We start from the raw sequence: 24,762 nt of genomic DNA on the forward strand, positions 1-24,762 counted from the left end.
GGCGCCTGGTCTCGTCGCAACGCCCACTACGCCGGCACCGTCCTGCGCAGCGCCCCGGGCGATGGTCGCGCAGCATGGAGCGACACCAAACAGCGTATCGCTCTTTTTTTATCGACTGGTCTCTCAGCCGCCTACCGCAATCATTCCAACGGGCTGCAGGCTTGCTGGTGGCGTCTGCGTGACCTTAGCAGCACGCTCCGCACGTTGCTGCATGACGATATCCAGCGCGCGGCTCGGCAGGAGGTCAACGTCGTCGAACGTAATCAACTGACCGGGTTCAACCGCACGCTTGAGTGCTGTCTTGCGCAGCAGGCCGATCGGAACGTGATTTGGATTCTGATCGAGCTTGAGCGCTTCACCACGGAACTGGAAGCCACCGATGCCGCGCTCAATGAGCTCACCAGGGCGCATGGCCCGTTTGGCAATGGCACCTACACCCAAGGTCGGCGCGGTGGAATTATTCAGCAGCACGCCACCTCCGTTGAGTACGCGACGCACGGTCTTGCCCACTTCCAATGAACACAGGTGGAACGGACGCACCAACGTGTAATAAGGACCGGGACCGAGCTTGAAATACTCGATAGCGGCCTGCTGGCTGTCGTCATGCCGGCAGACCAGGAATACGCCGCCGGCTGGATACCCAGAGGGAATGACGTAATCGACGAATGGCTGACCGAGGCGCTCAGCCATCATGCCAAGCAAATTCCCTGTTTCGGTCAGATTGGTCGATGCCAGCCCTTCTAGCCCCTGCTGAGTAATGGTCGCGCCCAAACCGTTTCCAACGATCACTTGCTCGATCTGCACCTTGGTGCCGTCGGTGAAAGAAGTGGTCTGATCGATGCTGATACCCTGGCGTTTCGACCAGTACGTCATGTCTTCGAGCGACGGATCGTGGTTCAGGTAACCCTTCATGTTGCCGTACACCAACGGCTTGAAGCCCATCATCAGGGCTTCTTCATGCAGCGCCGCCAGCGAGCCGGGCTGGTCGCCCTCAGCTTCGGTGATAAAACCCTTACCGGCCAGATAAGAGCCCGTGGTGACCTGCAGCTCTGCATTGACCGTCACTACCTGCAAGCCGGCCTCGAACGCGCGCTCGATAACCTCGGTGCCATGAAAAACATCACCGCTGCATTCGACGATCAGGTCGGCGTCATCGATCAATTGATCGATGGAGTTCGTGAGCCGTTCGGTCAGGGGAAAGTCGCTGAAGGAATTCAGCGGGCGGCGAGTCAGCACACCGGAAATTTCCAGATCCTGGTAGTGCTGCTTGATCAGCCGGATAAAGCAATGGGCAATCATTCCTGTGCCGGATACACCGATCTTCTTTTTGATATGCGAGGTAGACATAGGGCGAATCCATTCAATAGGCAACGAATGCTCTGACCGCAGCGGCACGAAAAGATTTTGTAGCAAAATAAAAAATCTGGCCTAACGCCATCGCGTGACGCCGTTGCGTCTGCAGAGCGCTTGATAGCTCAAGCTAAGCGTTAGCAGCTCGATTCAGCCAATTGATTAATGGCAAGCGAAAAGGGTGAGCGGGCTAGATTTTTGTCGCCAGATTCGGGGAGAAAAAGAAGCGGCGTTGCACCGCTTCCTATCGATCGTAATTACTTGAGGGCCGCAATAGCCGCTTCATAATTCGGTTCGGTACCGATCTCGGCGACCAACTCGCTGTGCAGCACCTGGTCCTGCTCGTCCAGCACGACGACGGCCCGCGCGCTTACACCAGCAAGCGGGCCAGTGGCGATCAACACGCCATAATCCTCGAGAAATTCCCGACCGCGCATGGTCGACAGGTTGACTACGTTCTCCAGTCCTTCTGCGCCGCAAAATCGCTTCTGCGCGAACGGCAGGTCCGCAGAGATGCACAGCACAACGGTATTGGCCAGCTCGTTGGCCTGAGCGTTGAACTTGCGTACCGAGGTGGCGCACGTCGGCGTATCGATGCTCGGAAAGATGTTCAGCACCTTGCGCTTGCCAGCAAAGCTGCTCAGCGTGACATCAGCCAGATCGCCACCGACCAGGCTGAACGGCTTGGCCTTCTGACCCGCCTGCGGAAAAACGCCGGCCACCTGGATCGGGTTGCCCCTGAGGGTTACTTCAGTCATGTGAACTCCTAGTTGGAATGGGCCGCGAGATGAACACTCGCGGCCTGGATTGATCACGCAGCCTGATTACGGGCGAAATATTCCTTGGTCAGCTTGACCACTACCGGGCTCAGTAGCAGAAGCGCAACCAGGTTGGGAATCGCCATCAGGCCGTTGAGGGTGTCGGCCAGTAGCCAGGCGAAATCCAGCTGCGCGATCGCACCGAACGGCACTGCCAGCACCCAGATGATACGGAACGGCCAGATCGCCTTGGTGCCGACCAGGAACTCCCAGCATTTCTCGCCGTAGTAGCTCCAGCCAAGAACCGTGGTGAAAGCGAACACCACCAGTGCGACGGTCAGTAGCGCCCCGCCAACTCCCGGCATGGCTGATTCAAAGGCTGCGGCGGAGAGTGCGGCACCGCTTTCGCCTCCGGTCCAGACACCGGAGCAGATAATCGCCAGACCCGTGATGGTGCAGATGATCAGAGTATCGATGAATGTGCCCATCATCCCGATCATGCCTGAGCGTACCGAGCTTCTGGTGGTACCGGCGGCCTGAGCGATGCCGGCAGTGCCGAGGCCTGCCTCATTGGAGAAGATACCCCGCGCGACACCGAAACGAATCGCTGCCATGACCGCCGCGCCGGCAAAGCCGCCTGTGGCCGCGATAGGCGAGAACGCGTGGGTGAAGATCAGGTCGAATGCAGCAGGAATTTCCGAGGCGTGCACCACCAGCACCGTGATGCCAGCGATGATGTAAGCCACACACATGAACGGCACCAGCGCCGCTGCCACAGCGCCTATGCGCTTGATACCGCCCAGGATCACCAAGCCCACGAACAGCATGGCGACCAGACCGGTGACCCACAGCGGTACGGAAAATGTGGCCTCGAGCGCGAGTGCCATGCTGTTCACCTGCACCATGTTGCCGATACCGAACCCAGCCAGACCACCGAAAATGGCGAAGGCGCTGCCGAGCCACAACCAGCGCTTGCCCAGACCGTTCTTGATGGCATACATCGGCCCGCCGACATGCTCGCCACGGTCATCCTTCTCGCGGTAATGGACCGCCAGAACGACTTCGCAGTACTTGGTGGCCATGCCGACCAGCGCGGTACACCACATCCAAAACAGCGCACCCGGGCCGCCGAGAAAGATCGCCGTGGCTACACCGGCGATGTTTCCAGTGCCGACGGTGGCGGCCAGACAGGTCATCAGCGCCTGGAATGGGCTGATCTCACCCGTCTCCTCGTCGCCTTTTACGCGCCCGCGCCAGATCAATGCGAAGCCGGTGCCAATATGCGCCAGCGGCATGAACTTGAGCATCACCATTAGGAAGAGACCGGTACCGAGGATCAGCACCAGCATGGGTGGTCCCCAGACGAGACCGTTAATGTTGTTGACCAGGTTTTGCAGGAATTCCATTCAAGGCACCCTTATTAATTATGTTAGACATCCTTGCCCGAGCGGCCCGCGCCGGAGCGAAATACAAATGCAGCGCACACGCCACATTTCCATCCCCTGCCGAAGCGACTCGGTAATGACCCCGACTTCAATGTGCTGGGTACTACCGGCAACCTGCAAAACTCATGCTAGAGCCTTGCGTCAGCCGTCATGCGAGGAGCGACCGAGCGATCCTACCATCACCACGAGTGCTTGGCGCGACACCGTTGACAGGTACTTTTCGCAGCCTTGAGCGACTCGCAGGTCACCGAATGAGCGGAGCCCTGATTGCCGGTTACGTAAGCTCACCAGCGTAGCTCAGCGCTGCGATGCCGCCAGCGAATTCGGTGCGTTTTTTTGCAGGCGGTATCGCTGCATGAGCGGCTAGAAGTTGCGTCGATAGAAGAGGTCGAGCGAACTGGCCAGCCCGCTCGCAGCCTCGAGAAATATCCGCTTGGTCAATTGATAGCGCAGGGCCACGGTGTTGGCCGATTCGAACACCCCAACACCGTAACGAAGCGTCAATCGATCGGTAAGACGACCGCTGGCGACGACGCTGGTTTCCGTGCCACGACCTTCAGTGTCGAGCTGGAAATCCTGAATGCCCAGACGCTGGGCAACATTGCCGGTAATCGACGAGCTACCCGCCAGACCAAGCCCTAGCGCCGCCTGCGCCAACATGTTGTTTTCACCCTCATCGGTGCCCAAAGGCCGTCCGAGCACCAGATACGACAGCGCCTGCTCCTGGCTCATCGCCGGCTCGGCGAACACGTCGACCCTCGGTTGTTCGGCGCTACCGGTTATGCGTAAACCGGCGATGACGTTGTCCGACTCGATCCGTCGTATGGCCTCGATATTCAGGAATGGTTGCGTCAGCACACCCGTGAACAACAGCTGAGCACGGCGAATGGTCAGGCGCTGGCCGTAAGCACGATATCGACCATTGTTGAGATTGAGCTCGCCGCGTGTGTCTAGGTTGTCGCCGATGTGTACATAGCCCGCTAAATCGGCCGTGAGACCAAATGCTTTGAATCGCAAGCGGTCCTCGCCCACTTCGACATCGATATCCATGCGAATGGCCATCGGTGCCTGGGCTTCTTCGGCATCCGCACCGATGATCACGGCGTCTTCGGAAACCCGAACGGTCGAAGGTGGCAACTCGCGCACGGTGATATCACCGCGCGGTACGCGCACCTTGCCGCTCACCGCCAATTGATCACCGGCCAGCTCAAGACGCAGATCCGGCTCGACCTCGAGCTCGGCGTAAGGCTCGACGATCACCGGCAGCCGGCTGCCCCTCACGCGTAGATCCAGATCCAGCGCATCGCCCCAATCCAGGGTGCCGGCAATCTCCCCTCGCCCCTGCTCACCGCTGCGCCAGTCGCCATCGACTCGCGCGCGCTCACCCTCGATGGTGGCCCGTACCTGAAGCTGCTCGAAACTGACGGGCAGCTCGCTGCCGGCAATCTCCGCGTCGCTCAGTCTCAGCTCACCGTTGACCTGCGGCTGTTGCAAGCTGCCGGATAACTCGCCATTGCCGCTCAGCTGTCCGCTCAATCGCTCGACTTGAGCCACGAAGGGCCTGGCTACGGAAAGATCGAAACGGCTCAGACGGAACGAGCCGGAGATGGCCTTGGCCTCGGTACTCGGATCGACCCGCAGTTGCACGTCGAGCTCGCCGAGTTCCCCACCCTCGAAGCGCAAGCGGCTGTCGACTTGCCGCGGCGTAAGCTCGCTGTTCAGTGCCAGGGTTGTATAAGGAAAGTCCAACCACTGTTCGCCGTCGCGCATACGCAAGGTGCCGGGCCCCGCATCGACTCGAACGTTCCCGCTGGGACCCGCATTCGGCAGGTCCAACGACAGGTCGGCATTGACCTCCCCTTGCCAGAGCAGATTGTCGGGCAGGTAAGCGGCCAGTGATTCCAGTGGAAAATCACGCAGCCGGTAACGCAGTTGCGGATCGGGCATTAGCCGCTGATCCTCGGCACAGAGCGTGGCCGAACCCGATCCCCAGCAATGTGCGCCCAAGGTCACCCGACCGCTGGCCAAGCGCTGCAGGGTGGCCGGCTGCTGAAGTGTCCACTGCTGTCCCTTAGCATTCAGTTCGGCTCGCAGCAGGCGCCCTCGCCAATCCTCTCCACGCAATCCGCCATCCAGCCCCAAGGACAAATCGAGCAGCGGCCCTTGCAGGCTCAGACTGACCTGATGCGCCGGACGAGTCCCCTCGGCATTTATGTGCAGCTGCCCCAGATCGGTATCCCCCGCCTGCAACCCCGTGGCGGTGAGTTGCAGTTGGCCGCGCTCGCCTTCCTTGAGGTTCGCGGCCAGTTGCAGACGATCCAAGCGATTGTCCTGGAACGCGATTTGGCGGCCATCAAGCGTCAGCTCGCCCTGGGGGGCGGCCGGCGTGCCCGCCAGGCTGAGGTTGCCGGCGAGCTGGCCTTGGAGATCAGGCCAAAGCTGCGCCAAACGCGGCAAATCCAGCTCGAGGCTTGCCTGCAAGGTTTCAGCCCAGCGCCCGTTACCCTGGATCCGGTTGTCGCCGAGGCGCAAGTCCATACGGGGAACGTCCCAGGTGGCACCCTGCCCGCTCGCCTCCAGCTGAAGATTCAGCGGTTGCTGGCGCAACGTACCGTCCAGATCAAGACGAGCCTCGGCCTGCAGCTGTTCATCACGCATTGCGCCGCGGCTGCTGAGCGTGCCTTTCAACCGTCCCGGCAGTTCCGTAACCCAATACGACGGATCGAACTCGCTGAGATCCAACGTGGTGTTCCAATCGACACCGTTGGCGAAGCCCACGCTGAGATTCCCGTCGGCTCGGCCCTGTCCGGCACGCAATTCGAGCTGCGGCAGATGCACCTCTTCGAGATCGCCGCTGATAGGACTTCGCAAGGTGAAATCGCCCGACGGGCCGGTCAGCGCTGCATCGAAGTTGCCCAGGTAGTTGCCCCTGTCGTATTGCAGCTGCGCATTGAGCGTACGAAGTGTCACGGGGGGCTCTTCCATGTCCGGATACAACCGACGCCATGGGAAGTCGCGCCAGGCCAGCTCACCCTCCCCCTGCAGTCCTTCCTGCCAGTCCGCCTGGCCACTCAAGCTGAGCCGTTGCCCCTCGCCGGCCTCAAGCTGTAACGCTTCGACCTGCGCATGGATCTTGTCGACCAGCGCATTCAGGGCGATGCCGACCGCACCGCCCTCGCCTTGCAAACTCCCCTCGCCGACCAGCCGATAGCCACGCTGCAGATCGCCAGCAACGGTCAGGTCAAGCGTGTCCAGACGCAGCGCATCGGGGAGCTCTTCCGCGGCTTTGAAGCGCTCCACCGTCAGCAGCAGATTCGCCGGCAAATCCGACTCCAAGGGACGTATCCAACCTCCGAGCGTGCCGTCGAGATAGCCCTGGCTTTCGACGTCCAGCATCAGGTGCTCGCGCAATTCGCCATCCAGCGCAATCTTCAGCGCCCAGGGTTGCCCATCGGGCGAGCGCACCGCTGCATCGCCGGCCAGTTCCAGCGGCCAGTCGCCGCTCGGTTGCAGGCGACCAGCCATGTCCAGCGAGAGGTCTTCGCGGCGCAGCTGCAGCGCCTGGATATCCAGGCCGTCCTGACGCCAATCCGCGCGCAGCTGCAGGCGCTGCAACTGCTCGACATCATTCAACCGAAGCCTGCCGATCTCGATCCGTTCGACTCGCAATCGCAGCGGCAACTTGATGTCGGGCAGGCTGAACGGCTCACTGGGCGCAGCATCCTCCTGCGTCGGTGGGAACCGCAGATCAATATCGCCGACGACCAGCTCCTCGACGCACAGCGTCATGCGGAGCAGGCATAGCGGTGACCATGCCATTCGCGGCGACTGCACCTCGACGCGGCTGCCGTCCTGCTCCCAGGTCAGCCGCTGCGCCTGCCAATCGCCACCAAGGCGCCCGCGAAACTGCTCGACCTGCACTCCGGGGACCTGGCTCAAGGCCCACCGACTGCCCACACTGGTGCCAAGCACCAGGACTACGGCCAGCAGAGTCAGGAGCAGCAAGGCCAGAAGACCCAACAGCGCCCAACGAATGACTCGTGCCGTAGACTTCAAAGTTCCGGCCCCATGGAAAAATGCAGCCGCACGCCCCCCTCGTCATCGAGTGGGTGCGCCAGATCGACGCGGATCGGCCCGACCGGCGAAACCCAGCGAACGCCGAGCCCGACGCTGCTTTTCAGCGATGGCAGCTCCAAGGAGTTGAACGCGTTGCCCTGGTCGACGAAGGTCGCGACCCGCCACTTGTCCGTCAGCGAGTACTGGTATTCGGCACTGACCGCCAACTGGTAGCGCCCGCCAATCTTGTCGCCATCGGAGTTGGTCGGCGACAAGCTCTGATAGTCATAGCCACGTACGCTCTGATCCCCACCGGCGAAATAGCGCAGCGATGGCGGTACCTTGGTGTATTCGTTGGTCCAGTTTCCGCCGACCTGAACACGGCCCAAGAAACGATGGCGTTCGGCGAGGGTGATCAAACCCTTGACCGTCGTGTTCGCATGGATCAGATCCGCATCGGACAGCAGCCCCTCCTTGGCCGCGGCCAACTCGAATTCCAGACGGTAGCCGCGGCTGGGATCGATGCGGTTGTCGCTGCGCAGATAGCTGTAGGCAACGCCCGGCATCAGCAGTGTGCTGACGCCAGAATCGTCCCCGAGCTCGTACTGTTCGTGTCGCCATTTCAGTGCCCAGACCCGCTTCCACCCGCTGGGCAGCTTACGGTGCCACTCGGGGCCGACCGTCAGCAGCCGACTCTGGCTATCCCTGTCGGCCAGCTCTTCGAACTGATAACCGGCGGCATAGCGCAACTTGTCGGTCAGCGGCGGATCCAGCGGCACGTCGTACCAGAGTCCGATATTTTGCCGCGGCGCCGAGAGTTCCGTTTCGAGCCCGTAGCTATGACCCTGCGGATTGACCCAATGACGCAGAAAATCCAGACGCATGCGTGGGCCCACATCGGTGGAAAATCCAAGCCCGAGCCCAAGTGTTCTGGGGTCACGTGTGGTCAGCTGTACCGCAACAGGAATGCGCTGTTGCTCGGCGTTGGCCGGATTGGCATCGACCCGCACTCCTTCGAAGTAGCCACTGGACTGCATCGCCTGATTCAGATCAGCGACCAGTTCCGAGTCGTAAGGCGTACCGGCTTCGAATGGCACCATGCGGGCCAGCAGAGCCGGATCAAAGGGAGAATCTCCCTCGAAGCGCACATCGCCCAACAGGTAGCGTGGGCCGCTCTCGAATACCAGTTCGACATCGGCGGCGTTCACAGCGGGATCGATGGCAAGGCGCTGGGTTTTGAAGCGGCCATCGAAGAAACCGTAACGTGAAGCCTGGTTGAGGATCTGCTGCTTCACCTCCTCGTACTGGCCATGGTTGAGCACCTCCCCGCTCTTGAGCGTTTTGCGAGGCACGCGGAAGGTGCGCAAATCGGCGGCCGGCCCGTCCACACGTACGGTGATGCTGCGCAGTCGAACCGGCTCGCCGGGCTGGATACGTAACCTCAGCTGCGGGTTCTCGCCACCACTGACCTGAGATTCGATCTTGCCGCTGTAATACCCCAGGGCCTGGAGTGCTTTTTCCGCCTGCTCCTGGGCGATGCGGCTATAACGCAGCAGTTCCGCCTCGTTACGATCGCCCAGATCGCCAATGTAGCTTTCGACGTTTTCACGCAGTGCACGGTTCGAGGGCTCGACGCTGACGTCGAGCTCCGCGGCGCAGAGACCGGTAGAAACGAACAGGGCAAAGCCGGTCGGAAGGATTCGACTCATGGAGAATAAGCGCATGGCGAGCGATGCTAGCACGACGCGCGCCGAAGCTCGGGGTTGGCATCGAGGCGTATGGCACGGCACGTACAGCGTCAGGCAGGGCATTGGAAAACTTCATCGGACATCCATCAGTTGGACTTTGGACGGCCAGCAAAATTCGCGGTCAACCGCTATTGGCTTCAACCTGACGCGGCGCTGGATGGAAAAACACATGTTCGACCACCGGCCCGATGGCCACCTGGCCAAGCTCTTGATAGCCCTGCCGTTCGTAAAAGTGCAGGTAACGAGGATTCCCGGTATCGATCACCAATCCCTGCGAGGTGGTGTCGGCGGCGCACCAGTTGTGCAATGCCTCGAGAAGCTGCTCGCCATAGTGTTGCCCTTGATACTGCGGGTGGACGGCCATCATCGGTAATACATGGAAGGTGCCCGGCGGCAGGCAGCCCAACACCGCGGCGTGGTAATCGAGATAGCGTCGGGTGCAGCGAAAGCCGGCAGTCAACAACATACGCATGCGCCATGCCCAGCTTTCGGTGATGTCGAGGCGCCGCTGCGGCGGCGCGATCAGCGCGACGGCGATCAGCCGATCGTCTACCAGCAAACCTAGCGAAGGCTGGTCCTGTAGAAGGTGTTGATTCACCAACTCACGTACCGTTGCGCGCACTCGTTGGTCGTAGCCCGGCCGATCGGACTCGAACAGGTACGCAAAGGTGGGTTCGTGTCGATAGGCGTTGTACAGGAGCGAGCGAGCTTCCCTGGCGTAACCACTGTCCAGCATTCGTACTTCGGCGGGCATCGGCATGGCGGTTCTCTTTGATCTTTATTGTTGTAGAGCCTGAACTCACGTTAGCACCGGCATCGCTGCCGTGCTGCATCTAGGCGTGTTTATAGCCGGCTCTACTGATACGGCTCGCAGCGGGCCGCTCGAAACGATTAGAATCTCGGTTTTGCCGGGGCCTGAACCAAATGAAAATTGTATCCTTCAATATCAATGGGTTACGCGCAAGACCTCACCAACTGGCTGCACTGATCGACAAGCATCGGCCGGACGTTATCGGCCTGCAGGAAACAAAGGTGGACGATGAGCAGTTCCCCCAGGCCGAGATCGAAGCCCTCGGCTATCACGTCCACTTTCACGGTCAGAAAGGGCACTACGGCGTCGCATTGCTCTCTCGCAACGCGCCTCTGGAAATCCATAAGGGCTTTCCTGGCGATGGCGAGGAGTCGCAGAAGCGCTTCATCTGGGGTCGCTTCGCCGATGGCGATGGCCAACCGGTCACTGTCATGAACGGCTATTTTCCGCAGGGAGAAAGCCGCATCCATCCCACTAAGTTTCCCGCCAAAACCAAGTTCTACGCGGACCTGCAAGCATTGCTGGAAGAGCGTTTCACTCCCGATCAGTCCGTTGCCGTGATGGGCGACTTCAATATTTCGCCGGAAGATTGCGACATCGGCATCGGTGAAGTGAACGCCAAGCGCTGGCTGCGCACAGGCAAGTGCAGCTTCCTGCCGGAAGAGCGCGAATGGCTGGCACGCTTGAAGAACTGGGGCCTGCAGGACAGCTTCCGTACGCTCAATCCCGAGGTTGCCGATCGTTTCAGCTGGTTCGACTACCGCAGCCGTGGGTTCGAGGACGATCCCCGCCGAGGACTGCGTATCGACCTGATTCTGACGACCACCGGCCTGCATGAGCGCGTCATTGATTGTGGCGTCGATTACGACATCCGCGGCATGGAGAAACCTTCCGACCATTGCCCGGTCTGGATCGAACTGAAGTGACAGCCTTGACTGGACTCGATGCGCGGAGCATCGAGTCGGGCGACTGAAACTGCCAAGCATTGCTCATATCGGCAAGTTCGCGACCGGCCGTCACATAACGGCAAACAAAGCTTCTTAATCTCCCCGCTTCTTTGAAAGGGAGTCGCTGCATGGCATTTTCTGCGTCCGCACGCACTACAGGGAAACGGGTGCTGCGCTTAGCGTTTCTCGGCCTGCTCAGCATCGGGCCGATGTCAGCGAGCGAAGCTGCCATGCCGGCGCCGCCTGTGAACGACAGTCCGGTCTTGCGCATACAAGGGTCGAACACCGTCGGCGCGAAGCTCGCCCCGATGTTGATCGCCGGGTTCTTCGAAGCGCAGGGGCTGACGGCCGTACGGATTGCTCCGGCTGGGCGCGAGAACGAGCAGCGCGTCAGTGGCACCGACGATTCCGGTCGTACAGTCCACGCGCTGGTTGCGGCCCACGGGACAGGAACCGGATTCGCCGGGCTGAAGGACGGCTCCGCCGATCTCGCGGCCGCCTCACGACCGATCAAGGACAGTGAATTCGATAGCCTTGCCACGCTGGGTAATTTACGTAGTGCAGAGGCCGAACAGATCATCGCCATCGATGGACTGGCGATCATCGTTCACCCGGGCAGCCGGGTCGCTTCACTCAGCGTCGAGCAGGTCGCCAGGCTTTTTGCCGGCGAGGTCCGCAACTGGCGCGAGCTGGGCGGCGACAATCTAGCAGTCGAACTGCATGCACGCGATGATCAGTCCGGTACCTATGACACCTTCAAGGAGTTGGTGCTTGCCAGGCAGAGCAAGACGCTGGCCGGAAGTGCCGCACGCTACGAGTCCAACGACCAACTGTCGAACACGGTCAGCACCCGTCCCGGCGCAATCGGATTTGTCGGTCTCGCCTCGGTCGGTCGTTCAAAAGCTCTGGCGATAGCCGACGGCAACTCACAGCCGATGTTGCCCTCCACGGCGCTGGTCGCAACCGAAGATTATCCATTGTCGCGTCGCCTGTTCTTCTATGCCGATCCGGGTCGGCAGTCGGAGTGGACCCGCGCCTACCTCGACTTCGTCCACAGCGCCGCTGGCCAAGCCATCGTTGCGCAATCCGGCTACATCGCACAGGCGATTACCGCGATCAAACTGCCAGCGCAGACGGACATGCCTCCGCCCTACCAGGCCCTGGCCAATACAGCGCAGCGACTGACCGTCAACTTTCGCTTCGACGAAGGCAGTGCGCGCCTGGACAACAAGGCTCAGCGCGATATCGGTCGCCTGATCGATTATCTGCGAGGCACGGACAAAATAATGAACGCAGCGGTGCTGGTGGGCTTCGGTGACGCGAAAGGCGACCCGACACGCACCGCTCTTCTGTCCAAACTGCGGGCGATGGCGGTCCGTCGCGAGCTTTCCCGTGGAGGCATACTCGTAAGGGATATCAACGGGTTAGGCGACCAACTTCCGGTGGCGTCGAACAGTGAGAGCGGCCGCATCAAGAACCGGCGGGTCGAAGTGTGGGTGTACTGAACCGCCAACCACCAGTGCAAAATCGTATTGGCGGAAAGCCTGTGTCGTACTGTCACACGGCACGTACCGCGACTAAGCTCTGGGGATTTACGGCATCGGAAATATCCTATGTACCTGGTCTGTGGCGAAGCCCTGTTCGACGTATTTGCGACGCCCTCGGGCACTCGTAACAACCGCTTGAATCTAGAGGCGGTCGCCGGCGGGTCTCCCTTCAACGTTGCCGTCGGGCTGGCCAGGTTGGGAACGCCCTGCGCACTGTTCACCGGCATATCCAGCGATCACCTGGGCCAGCAGCTGCGCCAGGTGCTCGAAGAGGAAGGTGTTGATTGCCGTTATCTGGCGGCTTTCGATGCGCCCACCACCCTCGCGATGGTCGCACTCGGGGCCGGCGGCGTGCCGGTCTACAGTTTCCGTGGCGAAGGCTGCGCCGACCGCTTACCACGCGATGAGCATCTCGCCCCGCTTGGCGAGGATATCCGTGGCATTCATGTCGGCTCCTATTCGCTGGTGACCGCGCCGATCGCCGACACTTTGCTGGCGCTGGTACGCCGCGAAAGCAGCAATCGTCTGATTTCCCTGGACCCGAATATCCGCCTCAATGTCGAACCGGACGTGCTGCGCTGGCGCGAGCGGGTCGAGGCCTTTGCCGAGCACGCACACCTGATCAAGGTTAGCGATGAAGATCTGGCGCTGCTTTATCCCGGCGAAGCACCTGACGTTATCGCCCAGCGGTGGCTGCAAGGAAGCTGCGAGTTGGTGCTGCTGACCCGCGGTGGCGCAGGCGCGCAGCTGTTCAGTCGGCGTCATGGCGCGCTGTATGCGGCGGCCAGAACCGTCACGGTGCGCGACACCGTGGGTGCCGGCGATACCTTTCAAGCGGCGTTGCTGAGCTACCTCCACGAGCAGGGCCTGAATTCCCCAGGCGCATTGGCGGACATAGAGCCTGGTCAGTTGGAAGCGATGTTGAGTTTCGCGATGCAGGCGGCATCGATCACCTGCTCCAGACGTGGTCCCGAGCTGCCTTACCGATACGAAATCATCTGACCGGTTGGCCGTAGCTTCACGAACGTCTATAAACCCAGAGGACTTTTTAGGACGACGGAACCTGCATGAAAGCGCTGAAGATCACCGACCCATCCTATGAGCTGATGGATGACCACCACGGCAACTCGCTGATCTACCGTGAACATGGTTTCCCCTGCCCGCTGGTGCGCTGGCACAACCACAAGGAATACGAACTGCACCTGATCGTCGCCAGCTCCGGCAAGGTCTTCGTCGGCGACTACGTTGGCAACTTCGCTCCGGACAGCCTGTTTCTGACCGGCCCGCACCTGCCGCACAACTGGATCAGCCAGGTCGAGGAAGGCGAAGTGGTGACCAAGCGCGACATGCTGGTCAATTTCACCGATGAGCTGTTCGAGGCAGGCCATAACGTTTTCTCCGAGCTGCGCGGCTTCACACCGATGCTCGAACGCTCTCGCTACGGGATCGAGTTCCGCTGCCCGCAGACCATCACCCAGGCGCGCCAGCTGATGCAGCAGATCGCTGACAGCCGCGGCGCCACCCGCCTCGGCTACTTTCTGATCATGCTCGAACTGCTCGCCCGCTGTGACGACTATCAGCTGCTGTCCGGCGCGACGTCGGCACAACTGAGCGACGAACACCATGCCGACCGCACCAACATGGCGGTCAATTACATCTTCGATAACTACATGCGCGAACTGCCGCTTGAAGAGGTGGCCAGCCACCTCGGTATGAAGCCCACCTACTTTTCGCGCTTCTTCAAGCGCGCGACCGGCCGGTGCTACGTCGAATTCGTCAACAGCCTGCGCATCAGTAAGTCCTGCGAGCTACTGTTGGATCAGGACAAGCCGGTCACCGACGTCTGCTTCGAGTCGGGCTTCAACAACCTGTCCAACTTCAATCGCCGCTTCCAGCAGCTAAAAGGCATGACGCCGTCGTGCTATCGCCGTCTGGTCGAGCAGCGCCTCACCGAGCAGAACCTGGCCAGCTGATACGCATCCGGCCGCTGCCACCCATCGTGCACCCGCGCTCCGACTCGTTCGAAGGCCCCCGACCGAACTCGGAAAACCCTCGCGCTTGAGCGGCTGGCGCGACTCAATCTTGAGTCTATCCAGGCAACAAGAACGCTCAAACTCAGTGCAAAAAAGTATTGTTCGAAGTGTAGTCAGGGCTTTGTCGCCCGCACACTACCGGCGTTGTAATGCTCGCGAGCCGCCCGTAGCGCAGTACGCGGGCAACAACAAAAACAATAAGCGACTTCCACCGCTCTGCCGTGGAAGAGGAGTTCAAGAATGAAGATTTCACACTTGCTGCTCGGCACGGCCTGCATCGCCTCGTTCGGCATGGCCCAGGCCGCCGAAACCGTAACTGTCGCGACGGTCAACAACGCGGACATGATCCGCATGCAGCGCCTGTCCAAGACCTTCGAAGAAAAGAACCCCGACATCAAGCTCAATTGGGTGGTGCTGGAAGAAAACGTCCTGCGCCAACGCCTGACCACCGATATCGCTACTGACGGCGGCCAGTTCGATGTGCTGACCATCGGCATGTACGAAGCGTCGCTCTGGGGCGACAAGGGTTGGCTTGCACCGATGAGCGATCTGCCCGACGACTACGACCTCGACGATGTCTTTCCCTCGGTGCGCGAAGGTCTTTCGGTCGATGGCACCCTGTACGCCCTGCCGTTCTATGCCGAAAGCTCGATGACCTACTACCGCACCGATCTGTTCAAGCAGGCAGGCCTGGAGATGCCCGAGCATCCCACCTGGGCGCAGATGGCGGAGTTCGCCGAGAAGCTGCACAAGCCGGGAGAAGACCAATACGGCATCTGCCTGCGCGGCAAGGCTGGCTGGGGCGAGAACATGGCGCTGGTGACCACTGTGGCCAATTCATTCGGCGCGCGCTGGTTCGATGAGAAGTGGCAACCCGAATTCAACGGTCCGGAGTGGACCAAGGCGGCCAAGTTCTACGTCGATACGCTGAGCAAATACGGCCCGCCGGGTGCGTCCAGCAACGGATTCAACGAAAACCTGGCACTGTTCAACAGCGGCAAGTGCGCCATGTGGGTCGATGCGACGGTTGCCGGCTCCTTCGTCACCGACGCATCGCAAAGCAAGGTCGCCGACAAGGTCGGCTTCGCCTTCGCGCCGCAGCAGGAGACTGACAAGGGCTCGGCCTGGCTGTATTCATGGGCATTGGCGATTCCGACCAGTTCGCAGCAGAAAGACGCCGCCAAGACCTTCGCCGCCTGGGCCACCTCGAAAGACTATGCCAAGCTCGTCGCCGAAACCGATGGTGTCGCCAACGTACCGCCGGGCACCCGCGAATCGACCTACAGCGACGAATACATGGCCGCTGCGCCCTTTGCCCAGATCACCCTGGAGTCGCTGAAGCAGGCTGATCCCGCCTCGCCGTCGACCAAGCCGGTGCCCTATGTCGGCATCCAGCTGGTGACCATTCCAGAGTTCCAGGCCATCGGTACCCAGGTCGGCAAGATGTTCTCCGCCGCGCTGACCGGCCAGATGCCGGTCGAGCAGATGCTCACCGCGGTCCAGCAGTCCACCGCCCGTGAGATGAAGCGCGCCGGCTATCCCAAGTAGGCACTCCATCGGACAGGGCTCGCCTGAGCCCTTATGGCCTTCTTTCATCCGGAGCACGCCCATGGCCACCACTACCACAGCCTTGCCCAAGGTCCCCGTCACCGAAACGGCGAACGAGCGCAAGCCACGACGGTTCGGACCCAGCTGGTTCCTCGTCAGTCCGTCCGTTGCGCTTCTGCTGCTGTGGATGCTGGTGCCGCTGGCGATGACCATCTACTTCTCGACGATTCGCTACAACCTGCTCTATCCCGGCGAAAACGACTTCGTCGGGCTGGAGAACTTCGAGTATTTCCTGACCGACGCCGGCTTCATGCCCGGCATGGTCAACACGCTGATTCTGGTCGGCAGCGTGCTGCTGATCAGCGTGGTCCTCGGCGTGCTGATTTCCGCCCTGCTGGAAGCAGCGGACTTTGCCGGTCGCGGCATCGTGCGCGTCATGCTGATTTCGCCGTTCTTCATCATGCCCACGGTGAGCGCCCTGGTTTGGAAGAACCTGATCTACCATCCAGTCTCCGGAATTCTCGCCGCCGTCTGGAAATTCTTCGGCGCGCAGCCGGTGGACTGGCTGGCCCAGCACCCGCTGGCGTCGATCGTAATCATCGTCTCCTGGCAATGGTTGCCCTTCGCGATCCTGATCCTGATGACGGCCATGCAGTCCCTCGACCAGGAGCAGAAGGAAGCCGCCCGCCTCGATGGCGCTGGCCCGATCGCCATCTTCTGGCACCTGACCCTGCCGCACCTGGCGCGACCGATCGCGGTGGTGGTGATGATCGAGACGATCTTCCTGCTGTCGGTGTTCGCCGAAATCTTCACTACCACCAGCGGTGGTCCCGGCTACGCATCGACCAACCTTGCCTACCTGATCTACAACCAGGCGCTGCTGCAATTCGACGTCGGCATGGCCTCGGCCGGCGGCCTGATCGCAGTGCTGATCGCCAATATCGCGGCGATCATCCTGGTGCGGATGCTCGGCAAGAATCTCACCGAAAAATACTGAGGACAGACCGATGCTGACGCTCAAACAAAGTCGCCGCCTCAATACCCTGGTGGTCGGGTTGCTGGCCTGGGCCGTGGCGCTGCTGCTGTTCTTCCCGATTTTCTGGATGCTGCTGACCAGCTTCAAGACCGAGATCGACGCCTTCGCGACGCCGCCGCAGTTCATTTTCACCCCGACGCTGGAGAACTACCTGCACATCCAGGACCGCAGCGGCTACTTCAAGTACGCCTGGAACTCGGTAACCATCTCCTTCGGCGCAACCGCGCTCGGGATGCTGATCGCGGTCCCTGCGGCCTATTCGATGGCCTTCTACGAGACCAAGCGGACCAAGGGCACGCTGCTCTGGATGCTCTCTACCAAGATGCTGCCGCCAGTGGGCGTGCTGGTGCCGATCTACCTGCTGGCCAAGCAGTTTGGCCTGCTCGACAGCCGTACGGTGCTGATCATTATCTACACGCTGATCAACCTGCCGATCCTGGTCTGGATGATTTACACCTACTTCAAGGACATCCCGCGCGACATCCTCGAAGCGGCGCGAATGGACGGCGCCACCTTGATGCAGGAAATGGTTCGCGTGCTGCTGCCGATCAGCAAGGGCGGACTCGCTTCGACCATGCTGCTGTCGCTGATCCTATGTTGGAACGAGGCCTTCTGGTCGCTGAACCTGACCTCCTCGAACGCCGCCCCGCTGACCGCGCTGATCGCCTCCTACTCCAGCCCCGAAGGGCTGTTCTGGGCCAAGCTCTCGGCCGTCTCCACCCTCGCCTGCGCGCCGATCCTGATATTCGGCTGGATCAGCCAGAAGCAGCTGGTTCGCGGCCTGTCGTTCGGCGCCGTGAAATAGCTCGCCGCCGCGGTATTAACAAGATCGACAAGAATAAAAGGATTCGAACATGGCAGACCTTAAAGTCCACAACCTGAAGAAAAGCTTCGACGGCAACGACATCATCAAGGGCATCGACCTGGATATTCGCGACCGTGAATTCGTCGTCTTCGTCGGCCCATCCGGCTGCGGCAAATCCACCCTGCTGCGCCTGATTGCGGGGTTGGAAGAAGTCAGCAGCGGCAAGATCGAACTCGACGGCCGCGACATCACCGATCTCAGCCCGGCCAAGCGCGACCTGGCCATGGTTTTTCAGACCTACGCGCTGTATCCGCACATGACAGTTCGCAAGAACATGTCTTTCGCCCTCGACCTTGCCGGTGCGGACAAGCAGGAGGTGGCACGCAAGATCGAAGCAGCGGCCCGCACGCTCGAACTCGAGCCGCTACTTGAACGCAAACCGCGTCAGCTCTCTGGCGGCCAGCGCCAACGCGTCGCCATCGGCCGCGCCATCGTGCGCAACCCCAAGGTGTTCCTCTTCGACGAACCACTGTCGAACCTCGATGCGGCATTGCGTGTGCAGATGCGCCTGGAGCTCTCGCGCCTGCATCAGGAACTGCAGGCGACGATGATCTACGTCACCCATGACCAGGTCGAAGCCATGACCCTGGCCGACAAGGTCGTGGTACTCAACGGTGGCCGCATCGAGCAGGTCGGTTCGCCCATGGAGCTCTACCACCACCCCGCCAACCTGTTCGTCGCGGGCTTTCTCGGCACGCCGAAGATGGGTTTTCTCAAAGGCAAGGTCAGTCGTGTCGATGCAACTGGCTGCGAAGTCGAGCTAGACGCCAACTGCAAGTTGTTCCTGCCTCTGGGCGGCGCGACGCTGACTGCGGGCGATCCGGTCACGCTCGGCATTCGACCGGAGCACCTCAATCGCAGCACCGATGGCAGCTGCCAGTTGGAAGTGAAAGCTGACGTCAGTGAGCGGCTGGGTAGCGATACCTATTGCCACGTCATCAGCCAGGCCGGCGAACCGCTCACCATGCGAATCCGCGGCGATTTCACGCCACGCTACGGCGAGTCGTTGCAGCTGACGCTAGACGCCGCTCACTGCCATCTGTTCGACAGCAGCGGACTGGCGGTCGGTCAGCCATTACAACAGGCCGCCTGAGTTTTCGTTCCTGCCCGAGCCAGGTTGCTGGCGCGTCGCTGTTGACCAGTCGCAGCGAGTCACGCCTTCATTTTTTTGAGTTCACGCCCCGCGAGGCCTGATATGAAGTTGAAGCGACAGAATCTGCCACAGCTGCCGGCATCCATCGTCCGGCCTTCTTATGACCTGCAGTCCGTGCGTACTGGCATCGCCCACATCGGTGTTGGCGGTTTTCACCGTGCCCACGAGGCGGCCTACACCGACGCCCTGATGAACACGGGCGAAGGCCTCGACTGGGGCATCTGCGGTATCGGCACCCGAGCGGGCGAGATCACCATGCGCAACGCTCTAGCATCGCAGGATTACCTCTACACCCTGGTCGAGCTGGATGACCGGCCGGACACCGAGGTGCGGGTGATAGGCAGCATCCGCGACATGCTGCTGGCGACCGAGGATGGCTCCGAAGCGGTAGTCACCCGGCTGGCCGATCCGGCCATTCGCATCGTCTCGCTGACCATCACCGAAGGCGGCTACTGCATGGACGACAGCACAGGCCAGTTCAACGCCGCACTGCCGCAAATTCAGCATGACCTCGCTCATCCGCGCGCGCCGATCAGCGTATTCGGGCTACTCTGCGCCGCGTTGGCCAAACGTCGCAGCGAAGGCAGCGGGCCGTTTACCGTGATGTCCTGCGACAACCTGCCGCACAATGGCGATGTCACCCGCAAGGCGACCCTGGCCTTCGCCAACCTGATCGATGCCGAGCTGGCAGGCTGGATAGAAGGCAACGTCAGCTTTCCCAACGCCATGGTCGACCGGATTACACCGATGACCAGCGTCGCGCATCGCAAGGATCTCAGGCAGCAGCACGGTGTCGACGACGCCTGGCCGGTGGTCTGTGAGCCCTTCGTGCAATGGGTGCTAGAAGACAAGTTCGTTGCCGGACGTCCGGCCTGGGAAAAGGTCGGCGTGCAGTTCACCGACGATGTCACGCCCTATGAGGAGATGAAGATCAAGCTGCTCAACGGTAGCCACCTGGCGTTGACCTACCTGGGCTTCTTGCGCGGCTACCGCTTCGTCCACGAGACCATGGCCGATCCGTTGTTCGTCGAGTACATCCGTCGCTACATGGACGATGACGTCACGCCGCAGCTGGCGCCCGTGCCTGGCATCGACCTGACCGAGTACAAGCAGACCCTGATCGAGCGCTTCTCCAATTGCGCCATCGCCGATCAGCTGGAGCGCGTCTGTTCCGACGGCTCATCGAAATTTCCCAAGTTCACGGTACCGACCATCAACCGTCTGATCGCCGACGGCGCAGAGCTGGACCGCGCCGCGCTGGTGGTGGCCGCCTGGGCCATGTACTTGCGGGGCGTCGACGAGAACGGTGACCGCTATCGGATTCCCGATCCGCGAGCCGAGTTCTGCCAGGCGCTGGTGGAAGAGGACGAGGGCCTCGCCGAACGATTGCTCGGGCGCGAAGAGATCTTCGGCGCGCAGATTCCCCGGTCCATGGCGTTCCGCGACGCCTTCGAGCGCAACCTGTTGCGGCTGCGTACGCTCGGCGTGAGCGGCACGCTAGATCTCCTGCTGACACGCTGACGGAGGCCACCATGTTTCTCGGCATCGATTGCGGAACCCAGGGCACCAAGGCGCTGCTGCTCGATGCCACCAGCGGCCGCGTCTTGGGCCAGGGCTCAGCCAGTCATGAGCTGATCAGTGGCCCCAATGGCCGCCGCGAACAGCGCACCGAACAGTGGACCTGCGCCTTCGAAACGGCCACCGCCGCGGCCTTGAGCGAGGCCGGCGTACAGGGCGGTGCGATATTGGGCATCGGCGTTTCCGGCCAGCAACACGGCCTGGTCACGCTCGACGCACAGGGTGCGGTGCTTCGCCCGGCCAAGCTCTGGTGCGACACGGAATCAGCGGCTGAAAATCAACGGCTACTTGACTGGCTGGGCGGCGAAAGCGGATCGCTACAGCGCCTCGGTGTTGCCATTGCGCCGGGCTACACCGTTTCCAAGCTCCTCTGGATGAAAGAACAGCATCCGCAACTGTTCGAACGCATCGCGCATACCCTGCTGCCCCACGATTATCTCAACTACTGGCTCACGGGCCGCTGCTGCAGCGAATACGGCGACGCCTCCGGAACCGGCTACTTCAACGTGCGCAGCCGGGAATGGGACTTCGAGATCCTGCGGCATATCGATCCAAGCGGTCGCATCGCGGCAGCGCTACCGGAGCTGATCGAGCCAGACCAGCCCGTCGGCCGGCTGCGCCCAGAGCTGGCGAAGTGCCTGGGCTTGAACCCACACGCCATCGTATCGAGCGGCGGTGGTGACAACATGATGGGCGCGATCGGCACCGGCAATATCAGCACCGGCGCGATCACCATGAGCCTCGGCACGTCCGGCACGTTGTACGCCTATACTGACCAGCCACGTATCAGCCCGCAGCCCTCGGTCGCAACCTTTTGCAGCTCGAGCGGTGGCTGGCTGCCGCTGATCTGCACCATGAACCTGACCAATGCCAATGGTGCCGTTCGCGACCTGCTGCAACTGGATCTCGAGCAGTTCAATGCTTTGCTGGCCCAGGCGCCGATCGGTGCTGAAGGCGTCTGCATGTTGCCGTTTCTCAACGGCGAGCGGGTTCCCGCCCTGCCGCACGCCACAGCCAGCCTGCACGGGTTGACCAGCGACAATCTCACCCGCCCCAACCTGTGCCGCGCTGTGGTCGAAAGCGTGAGCTTCGGCCTGCGCTACGGTCTGGACCTGCTGCGTGATAGCGGTGTTCGCAGCGAGCGGATCCAGCTGATCGGTGGCGGTGCGAAGAATCCGCTATGGCGGCAGATGATCGCCGACATGATGGCGACTCCGGTGGTCTGCACCACCTATAGCGAAGCCGCCGCGCTGGGCGGTGCCATTCAGGCCGCCTGGTGTCATGCGCGGCAAAGCGATCCACAGGCGAGTCTTGACGAGCTGTGTGAGCGTTGCGTCAGCTTCGACGAAACAACCGCTGTCGAACCCCGCGCCGAGGCCGTGGAGGCCTACGAGCGGGTCTATCGACGCTACCGAGAGCTGATCGTCGCCACCTATGGTCGGCACACCCCACCGGACCTGGTGACGGTCGCCCCCTGAGGCGTGCCAGGCTGCGACGTGGGACGCCATACTCAGTCGCCTGCTATCAACGAAGCGGTCAGGCAAAAAAAAGGCAAAGCCACCGAATGTGGCTTTGCCTTTTGAACAACAACGAGCCGGAATCAGCGGCTACGCAGCATTTCCCGCGGGAAGTACTTACCCAACTCGTGCTTGGCAATCGATGCGCGATGCACTTCGTCCGGGCCGTCAGCCAGGCGCAGGGTGCGCTGCATCGCCCACCAGTGCGCCAGCGGGAAGTCTTCGGAAACACCCGCACCACCATGGATCTGAATGGCGCGGTCGATGACCTTCAGCGCGACGTTAGGTGCGACCACCTTGATCTGAGCGATCTCGCTGGCGGCAATCTTGTTGCCCACGGTATCCATCATGTACGCCGCATTGAGTGTCAGCAGGCGTGCCATGTTGATTTCGATGCGGCATTCGGCGATGTGGTCGAAGTTCGCCCCCAAGCGCGCCAGCGGCTTGCCGAAAGCAGTACGGTTCACCGATCGCTCGCACATCAGCTTCAGCGCGCGCTCAGCGACACCGACGGAACGCATGCAGTGATGGATACGGCCTGGGCCAAGGCGACCCTGGGCGATCTCGAAGCCACGACCTTCACCGAGCAGCACGTTCTCGTACGGCACCCGCACGTTTTCCAACAACACTTCGGCGTGGCCGTGCGGCGCGTCGTCGTAGCCAAAAACCGGCAGTGGACGCAGCACCTTCAGGCCAGGCGCGTCCATCGGTACGAGGATCATCGAATGCTGCTGGTGGCGCGGTGCATCCGGGTTGGTGAGGCCCATGAAGATCATGATCTTGCAGCGTGGATCGCAGGCACCGGACGTCCACCATTTACGACCATTGATAACCCACTCGTCACCCTCGCGAACCGCACGAGCCTCCATGTTGGTGGCATCGGAAGACGCCACACCTGGTTCAGTCATGCCGAAGGCGGAGCGGATTTCCCCACGCAGCAGTGGCTCAAGCCATTGCTTCTTCTGCTCTTCACTGCCGTAGCGCACCAGCACTTCCATATTGCCGGTGTCCGGCGCCGAGCAGTTGAATGCCTCCGGGCCGAGACCTGAGCTGCCCATGATCTCGGCAAGCGGTGCGTATTCGGTGTTGGTCAGGCCGGCACCGAGCTCGGACTCTGGCAAGAACAGGTTCCATAGCCCTTCGGCTTTGGCTTTGGCCTTGAGTTCTTCGACAATCGCGGTGGGCTGCCAGCGGTCTCCCTCGCTCACCTGTTGGTAGAAGATCTTTTCAGCAGGATAGACATGGGCATCCATGAACGCCTGGACGCGCTCACGCAGCTCTTGAACCTTGGGGGAATAGGCGAAATTCATGGCGACCTTCTGCACGTAATGTTTTGTAGTTTTGAATGCTAGAGGACACTCAGTGATTTATCTAAGCTATTTTCCTCGTGTATAAACATTCATCACCGATATATGATCGGCCAATTCCGATATACGCCAGAGAGCACAACAATGAACCTGAACAAGGTCGATCTGAATCTATTCATTGTCTTCGACGCCATCTACACCGAGGCCAACCTGACCCGCGCCGGGCAGATCGTAGGCATCACCCAGCCGGCCGTCTCCAATGCCCTGGCACGGTTGCGCGAGACCTTCAACGACCCGCTGTTCGTGCGTACCGCCCAAGGCATGGTGCCGACCCCGATGGCACAGAACATCATCGGGCCGGTGCGTAACGCATTGCAGTTACTGCGGGTGTCGGTGCAGGAAAGCCGTACCTTCAATCCGCTACAGGCAAACAAGACTTTCCGCATCAGCATGACCGACCTTACCGAGGCCGTGGTACTGCCACCGTTGTTCCAGCGGCTGCGACGGCTGGCGCCGAATGTGAAGATCGAAAGCATGCTGGCCAAGCGCCGCGAAACCACCAAAGAGTTAGCCGCCGGCCGCCTGGATTTCGCCATGGACGCGCCGCTCAATACCGACCCACAGGTTCGCCACGTCAAGCTGTTGGAAGACCGCTACGTATGCGCCATGCGCCGTGGACATCCAATGGCGAAGGACAAGCTCAGCGTCGAGGAATACCTGTCGCTGTCGCACATCCACATCTCCAGCCGGCGCAGCGGTCTGGGCATGGTCGATCTGGCCCTGGGGAAGATGGGCCAGCAGCGCAAGATCGCCCTGCGCTCACAGCACTACATGATGGCTACTCAGGTGATTCAGCAGACCGACATGGCGGTCACCGTGCCAGAGCGTTTCGCCCGTCGTCACGATCTACATCAGATCCCGTTGCCGGTGGACATTCCGCCATTGGAGACGCACATCTACTGGCACGAAAGCACCGATCAGGACCCCGCCAACCGCTGGATGCGCGAACAGATGATCGAGATCGCTCAGCAGGTCACCGCGGCACAGCAAGCCGAGTAGCAAT

18 protein-coding genes are annotated in these 24,762 nt (G+C 61.1%); 11 read left to right on the forward strand and 7 right to left on the reverse strand.

The genetic code is table 11. From position 1 onward, the window contains the following. Window positions 1–123 precede the first annotated feature (123 nt). The 6 genes from ACL0K2_RS03110 to ACL0K2_RS03135 form a co-directional block, all read right to left on the reverse strand. The gene (locus ACL0K2_RS03110; protein ID WP_413044427.1) at window positions 124–1,299 is read right to left on the reverse strand and encodes an NAD(P)-dependent oxidoreductase; all 1,176 of its coding nucleotides are present in this window, start codon (window positions 1,297–1,299) and stop codon (window positions 124–126) included. Between the two features lie 308 nt (window positions 1,300–1,607). After that, window positions 1,608–2,108: a thiol peroxidase gene (tpx, locus tag ACL0K2_RS03115; protein ID WP_045162391.1), complete on the reverse strand. Its 501-nt coding sequence runs from the start codon at window positions 2,106–2,108 to the stop codon at window positions 1,608–1,610. Window positions 2,109–2,161: 53 nt separating this feature from the next. After that, window positions 2,162–3,514 carry an alanine/glycine:cation symporter family protein gene (locus ACL0K2_RS03120; RefSeq protein ID WP_045162392.1) on the reverse strand — a complete coding sequence of 451 codons (1,353 nt, stop codon included), beginning with the start codon at window positions 3,512–3,514 and terminating at the stop codon, window positions 2,162–2,164. A 402-nt stretch (window positions 3,515–3,916) separates the two neighbouring features. Further along, complete coding sequence (locus tag ACL0K2_RS03125) at window positions 3,917–7,609, reverse strand: translocation/assembly module TamB domain-containing protein (RefSeq protein ID WP_413043756.1); 3,693 nt, start codon at window positions 7,607–7,609, stop codon at window positions 3,917–3,919. Then, window positions 7,606–9,333: an autotransporter assembly complex protein TamA gene (locus tag ACL0K2_RS03130; RefSeq protein ID WP_413043757.1), complete on the reverse strand. Its 1,728-nt coding sequence runs from the start codon at window positions 9,331–9,333 to the stop codon at window positions 7,606–7,608. The genes ACL0K2_RS03125 and ACL0K2_RS03130 overlap by 4 nt, the downstream gene beginning before the upstream one ends. Window positions 9,334–9,478: 145 nt before the next feature. Then, window positions 9,479–10,117, reverse strand: coding sequence for a GNAT family N-acetyltransferase (locus ACL0K2_RS03135; RefSeq protein ID WP_045162394.1), 639 nt, complete (start codon window positions 10,115–10,117; stop codon window positions 9,479–9,481). A gap of 164 nt (window positions 10,118–10,281) precedes the next feature. Between ACL0K2_RS03135 and xthA the strand changes: the two genes are divergently transcribed. From xthA to xylB, 10 genes are all read left to right on the forward strand, one after another. After that, complete coding sequence (xthA, locus tag ACL0K2_RS03140; protein WP_045162395.1) at window positions 10,282–11,094, forward strand: exodeoxyribonuclease III; 813 nt, start codon at window positions 10,282–10,284, stop codon at window positions 11,092–11,094. Between the two features lie 149 nt (window positions 11,095–11,243). Continuing rightward, complete coding sequence (locus ACL0K2_RS03145) at window positions 11,244–12,620, forward strand: substrate-binding domain-containing protein (RefSeq protein WP_413043758.1); 1,377 nt, start codon at window positions 11,244–11,246, stop codon at window positions 12,618–12,620. A gap of 108 nt (window positions 12,621–12,728) precedes the next feature. Further along, window positions 12,729–13,664 carry a carbohydrate kinase family protein gene (locus ACL0K2_RS03150; protein ID WP_413043759.1) on the forward strand — a complete coding sequence of 312 codons (936 nt, stop codon included), beginning with the start codon at window positions 12,729–12,731 and terminating at the stop codon, window positions 13,662–13,664. A gap of 65 nt (window positions 13,665–13,729) precedes the next feature. Beyond that, a complete protein-coding gene (locus ACL0K2_RS03155; protein ID WP_045162398.1) occupies window positions 13,730–14,635 on the forward strand; it encodes an AraC family transcriptional regulator in 906 nt (301 codons plus the stop codon). Between the two features lie 300 nt (window positions 14,636–14,935). Next, complete coding sequence (locus ACL0K2_RS03160; protein WP_045162399.1) at window positions 14,936–16,243, forward strand: ABC transporter substrate-binding protein; 1,308 nt, start codon at window positions 14,936–14,938, stop codon at window positions 16,241–16,243. 187 nt (window positions 16,244–16,430) lie between these two features. Next, window positions 16,431–17,240 carry a carbohydrate ABC transporter permease gene (locus ACL0K2_RS03165; protein WP_413044428.1) on the forward strand — a complete coding sequence of 270 codons (810 nt, stop codon included), beginning with the start codon at window positions 16,431–16,433 and terminating at the stop codon, window positions 17,238–17,240. A gap of 10 nt (window positions 17,241–17,250) precedes the next feature. Beyond that, entirely contained in the window at window positions 17,251–18,084 is an 834-nt protein-coding gene (locus ACL0K2_RS03170; protein ID WP_045162401.1) for a carbohydrate ABC transporter permease, read from the forward strand. Window positions 18,085–18,133: 49 nt separating this feature from the next. Then, a complete protein-coding gene (locus ACL0K2_RS03175; RefSeq protein ID WP_239610296.1) occupies window positions 18,134–19,237 on the forward strand; it encodes an ABC transporter ATP-binding protein in 1,104 nt (367 codons plus the stop codon). Window positions 19,238–19,339: 102 nt separating this feature from the next. Then, a complete protein-coding gene (locus ACL0K2_RS03180; RefSeq protein WP_413043760.1) occupies window positions 19,340–20,818 on the forward strand; it encodes a mannitol dehydrogenase family protein in 1,479 nt (492 codons plus the stop codon). A gap of 11 nt (window positions 20,819–20,829) precedes the next feature. After that, window positions 20,830–22,353: a xylulokinase gene (xylB, locus tag ACL0K2_RS03185; RefSeq protein WP_045162404.1), complete on the forward strand. Its 1,524-nt coding sequence runs from the start codon at window positions 20,830–20,832 to the stop codon at window positions 22,351–22,353. Between the two features lie 122 nt (window positions 22,354–22,475). On the opposite strand, the gene ACL0K2_RS03190 is transcribed toward xylB, so the two are convergent. Next, the gene (locus ACL0K2_RS03190; protein ID WP_045162405.1) at window positions 22,476–23,702 is read right to left on the reverse strand and encodes an acyl-CoA dehydrogenase; all 1,227 of its coding nucleotides are present in this window, start codon (window positions 23,700–23,702) and stop codon (window positions 22,476–22,478) included. Between the two features lie 141 nt (window positions 23,703–23,843). Between ACL0K2_RS03190 and ACL0K2_RS03195 the strand changes: the two genes are divergently transcribed. Beyond that, window positions 23,844–24,758: a LysR family transcriptional regulator gene (locus tag ACL0K2_RS03195; RefSeq protein ID WP_045162406.1), complete on the forward strand. Its 915-nt coding sequence runs from the start codon at window positions 23,844–23,846 to the stop codon at window positions 24,756–24,758. The last annotated feature ends 4 nt before the right edge of the window (window positions 24,759–24,762 follow it).

This window comes from Pseudomonas sp. YJ42 (assembly GCF_047225135.1).
Lineage (GTDB): Bacteria > Pseudomonadota > Gammaproteobacteria > Pseudomonadales > Pseudomonadaceae > Stutzerimonas > Stutzerimonas stutzeri_E.

Excerpts from the sequence above, each read along its gene's own strand:
- ACL0K2_RS03110 (WP_413044427.1), bottom strand. The coding sequence starts at position 1,299 with ATGATTGCCCATTGCTTTATCCGGCTGATCAAGCAGCACTACCAGGAT.
- tpx (WP_045162391.1), bottom strand. The coding sequence starts at position 2,108 with ATGACTGAAGTAACCCTCAGGGGCAACCCGATCCAGGTGGCCGGCGTT.
- ACL0K2_RS03120 (WP_045162392.1), bottom strand. The coding sequence starts at position 3,514 with ATGGAATTCCTGCAAAACCTGGTCAACAACATTAACGGTCTCGTCTGG.
- ACL0K2_RS03130 (WP_413043757.1), bottom strand. The coding sequence starts at position 9,333 with ATGCGCTTATTCTCCATGAGTCGAATCCTTCCGACCGGCTTTGCCCTG.
- ACL0K2_RS03135 (WP_045162394.1), bottom strand. The coding sequence starts at position 10,117 with ATGCCGATGCCCGCCGAAGTACGAATGCTGGACAGTGGTTACGCCAGG.
- xthA (WP_045162395.1), top strand. The coding sequence starts at position 10,282 with ATGAAAATTGTATCCTTCAATATCAATGGGTTACGCGCAAGACCTCAC.
- ACL0K2_RS03145 (WP_413043758.1), top strand. The coding sequence starts at position 11,244 with ATGGCATTTTCTGCGTCCGCACGCACTACAGGGAAACGGGTGCTGCGC.
- ACL0K2_RS03150 (WP_413043759.1), top strand. The coding sequence starts at position 12,729 with ATGTACCTGGTCTGTGGCGAAGCCCTGTTCGACGTATTTGCGACGCCC.
- ACL0K2_RS03155 (WP_045162398.1), top strand. The coding sequence starts at position 13,730 with ATGAAAGCGCTGAAGATCACCGACCCATCCTATGAGCTGATGGATGAC.
- ACL0K2_RS03160 (WP_045162399.1), top strand. The coding sequence starts at position 14,936 with ATGAAGATTTCACACTTGCTGCTCGGCACGGCCTGCATCGCCTCGTTC.
- ACL0K2_RS03165 (WP_413044428.1), top strand. The coding sequence starts at position 16,431 with ATGCTGGTGCCGCTGGCGATGACCATCTACTTCTCGACGATTCGCTAC.
- ACL0K2_RS03170 (WP_045162401.1), top strand. The coding sequence starts at position 17,251 with ATGCTGACGCTCAAACAAAGTCGCCGCCTCAATACCCTGGTGGTCGGG.
- ACL0K2_RS03175 (WP_239610296.1), top strand. The coding sequence starts at position 18,134 with ATGGCAGACCTTAAAGTCCACAACCTGAAGAAAAGCTTCGACGGCAAC.
- ACL0K2_RS03180 (WP_413043760.1), top strand. The coding sequence starts at position 19,340 with ATGAAGTTGAAGCGACAGAATCTGCCACAGCTGCCGGCATCCATCGTC.
- xylB (WP_045162404.1), top strand. The coding sequence starts at position 20,830 with ATGTTTCTCGGCATCGATTGCGGAACCCAGGGCACCAAGGCGCTGCTG.
- ACL0K2_RS03190 (WP_045162405.1), bottom strand. The coding sequence starts at position 23,702 with ATGAATTTCGCCTATTCCCCCAAGGTTCAAGAGCTGCGTGAGCGCGTC.
- ACL0K2_RS03195 (WP_045162406.1), top strand. The coding sequence starts at position 23,844 with ATGAACCTGAACAAGGTCGATCTGAATCTATTCATTGTCTTCGACGCC.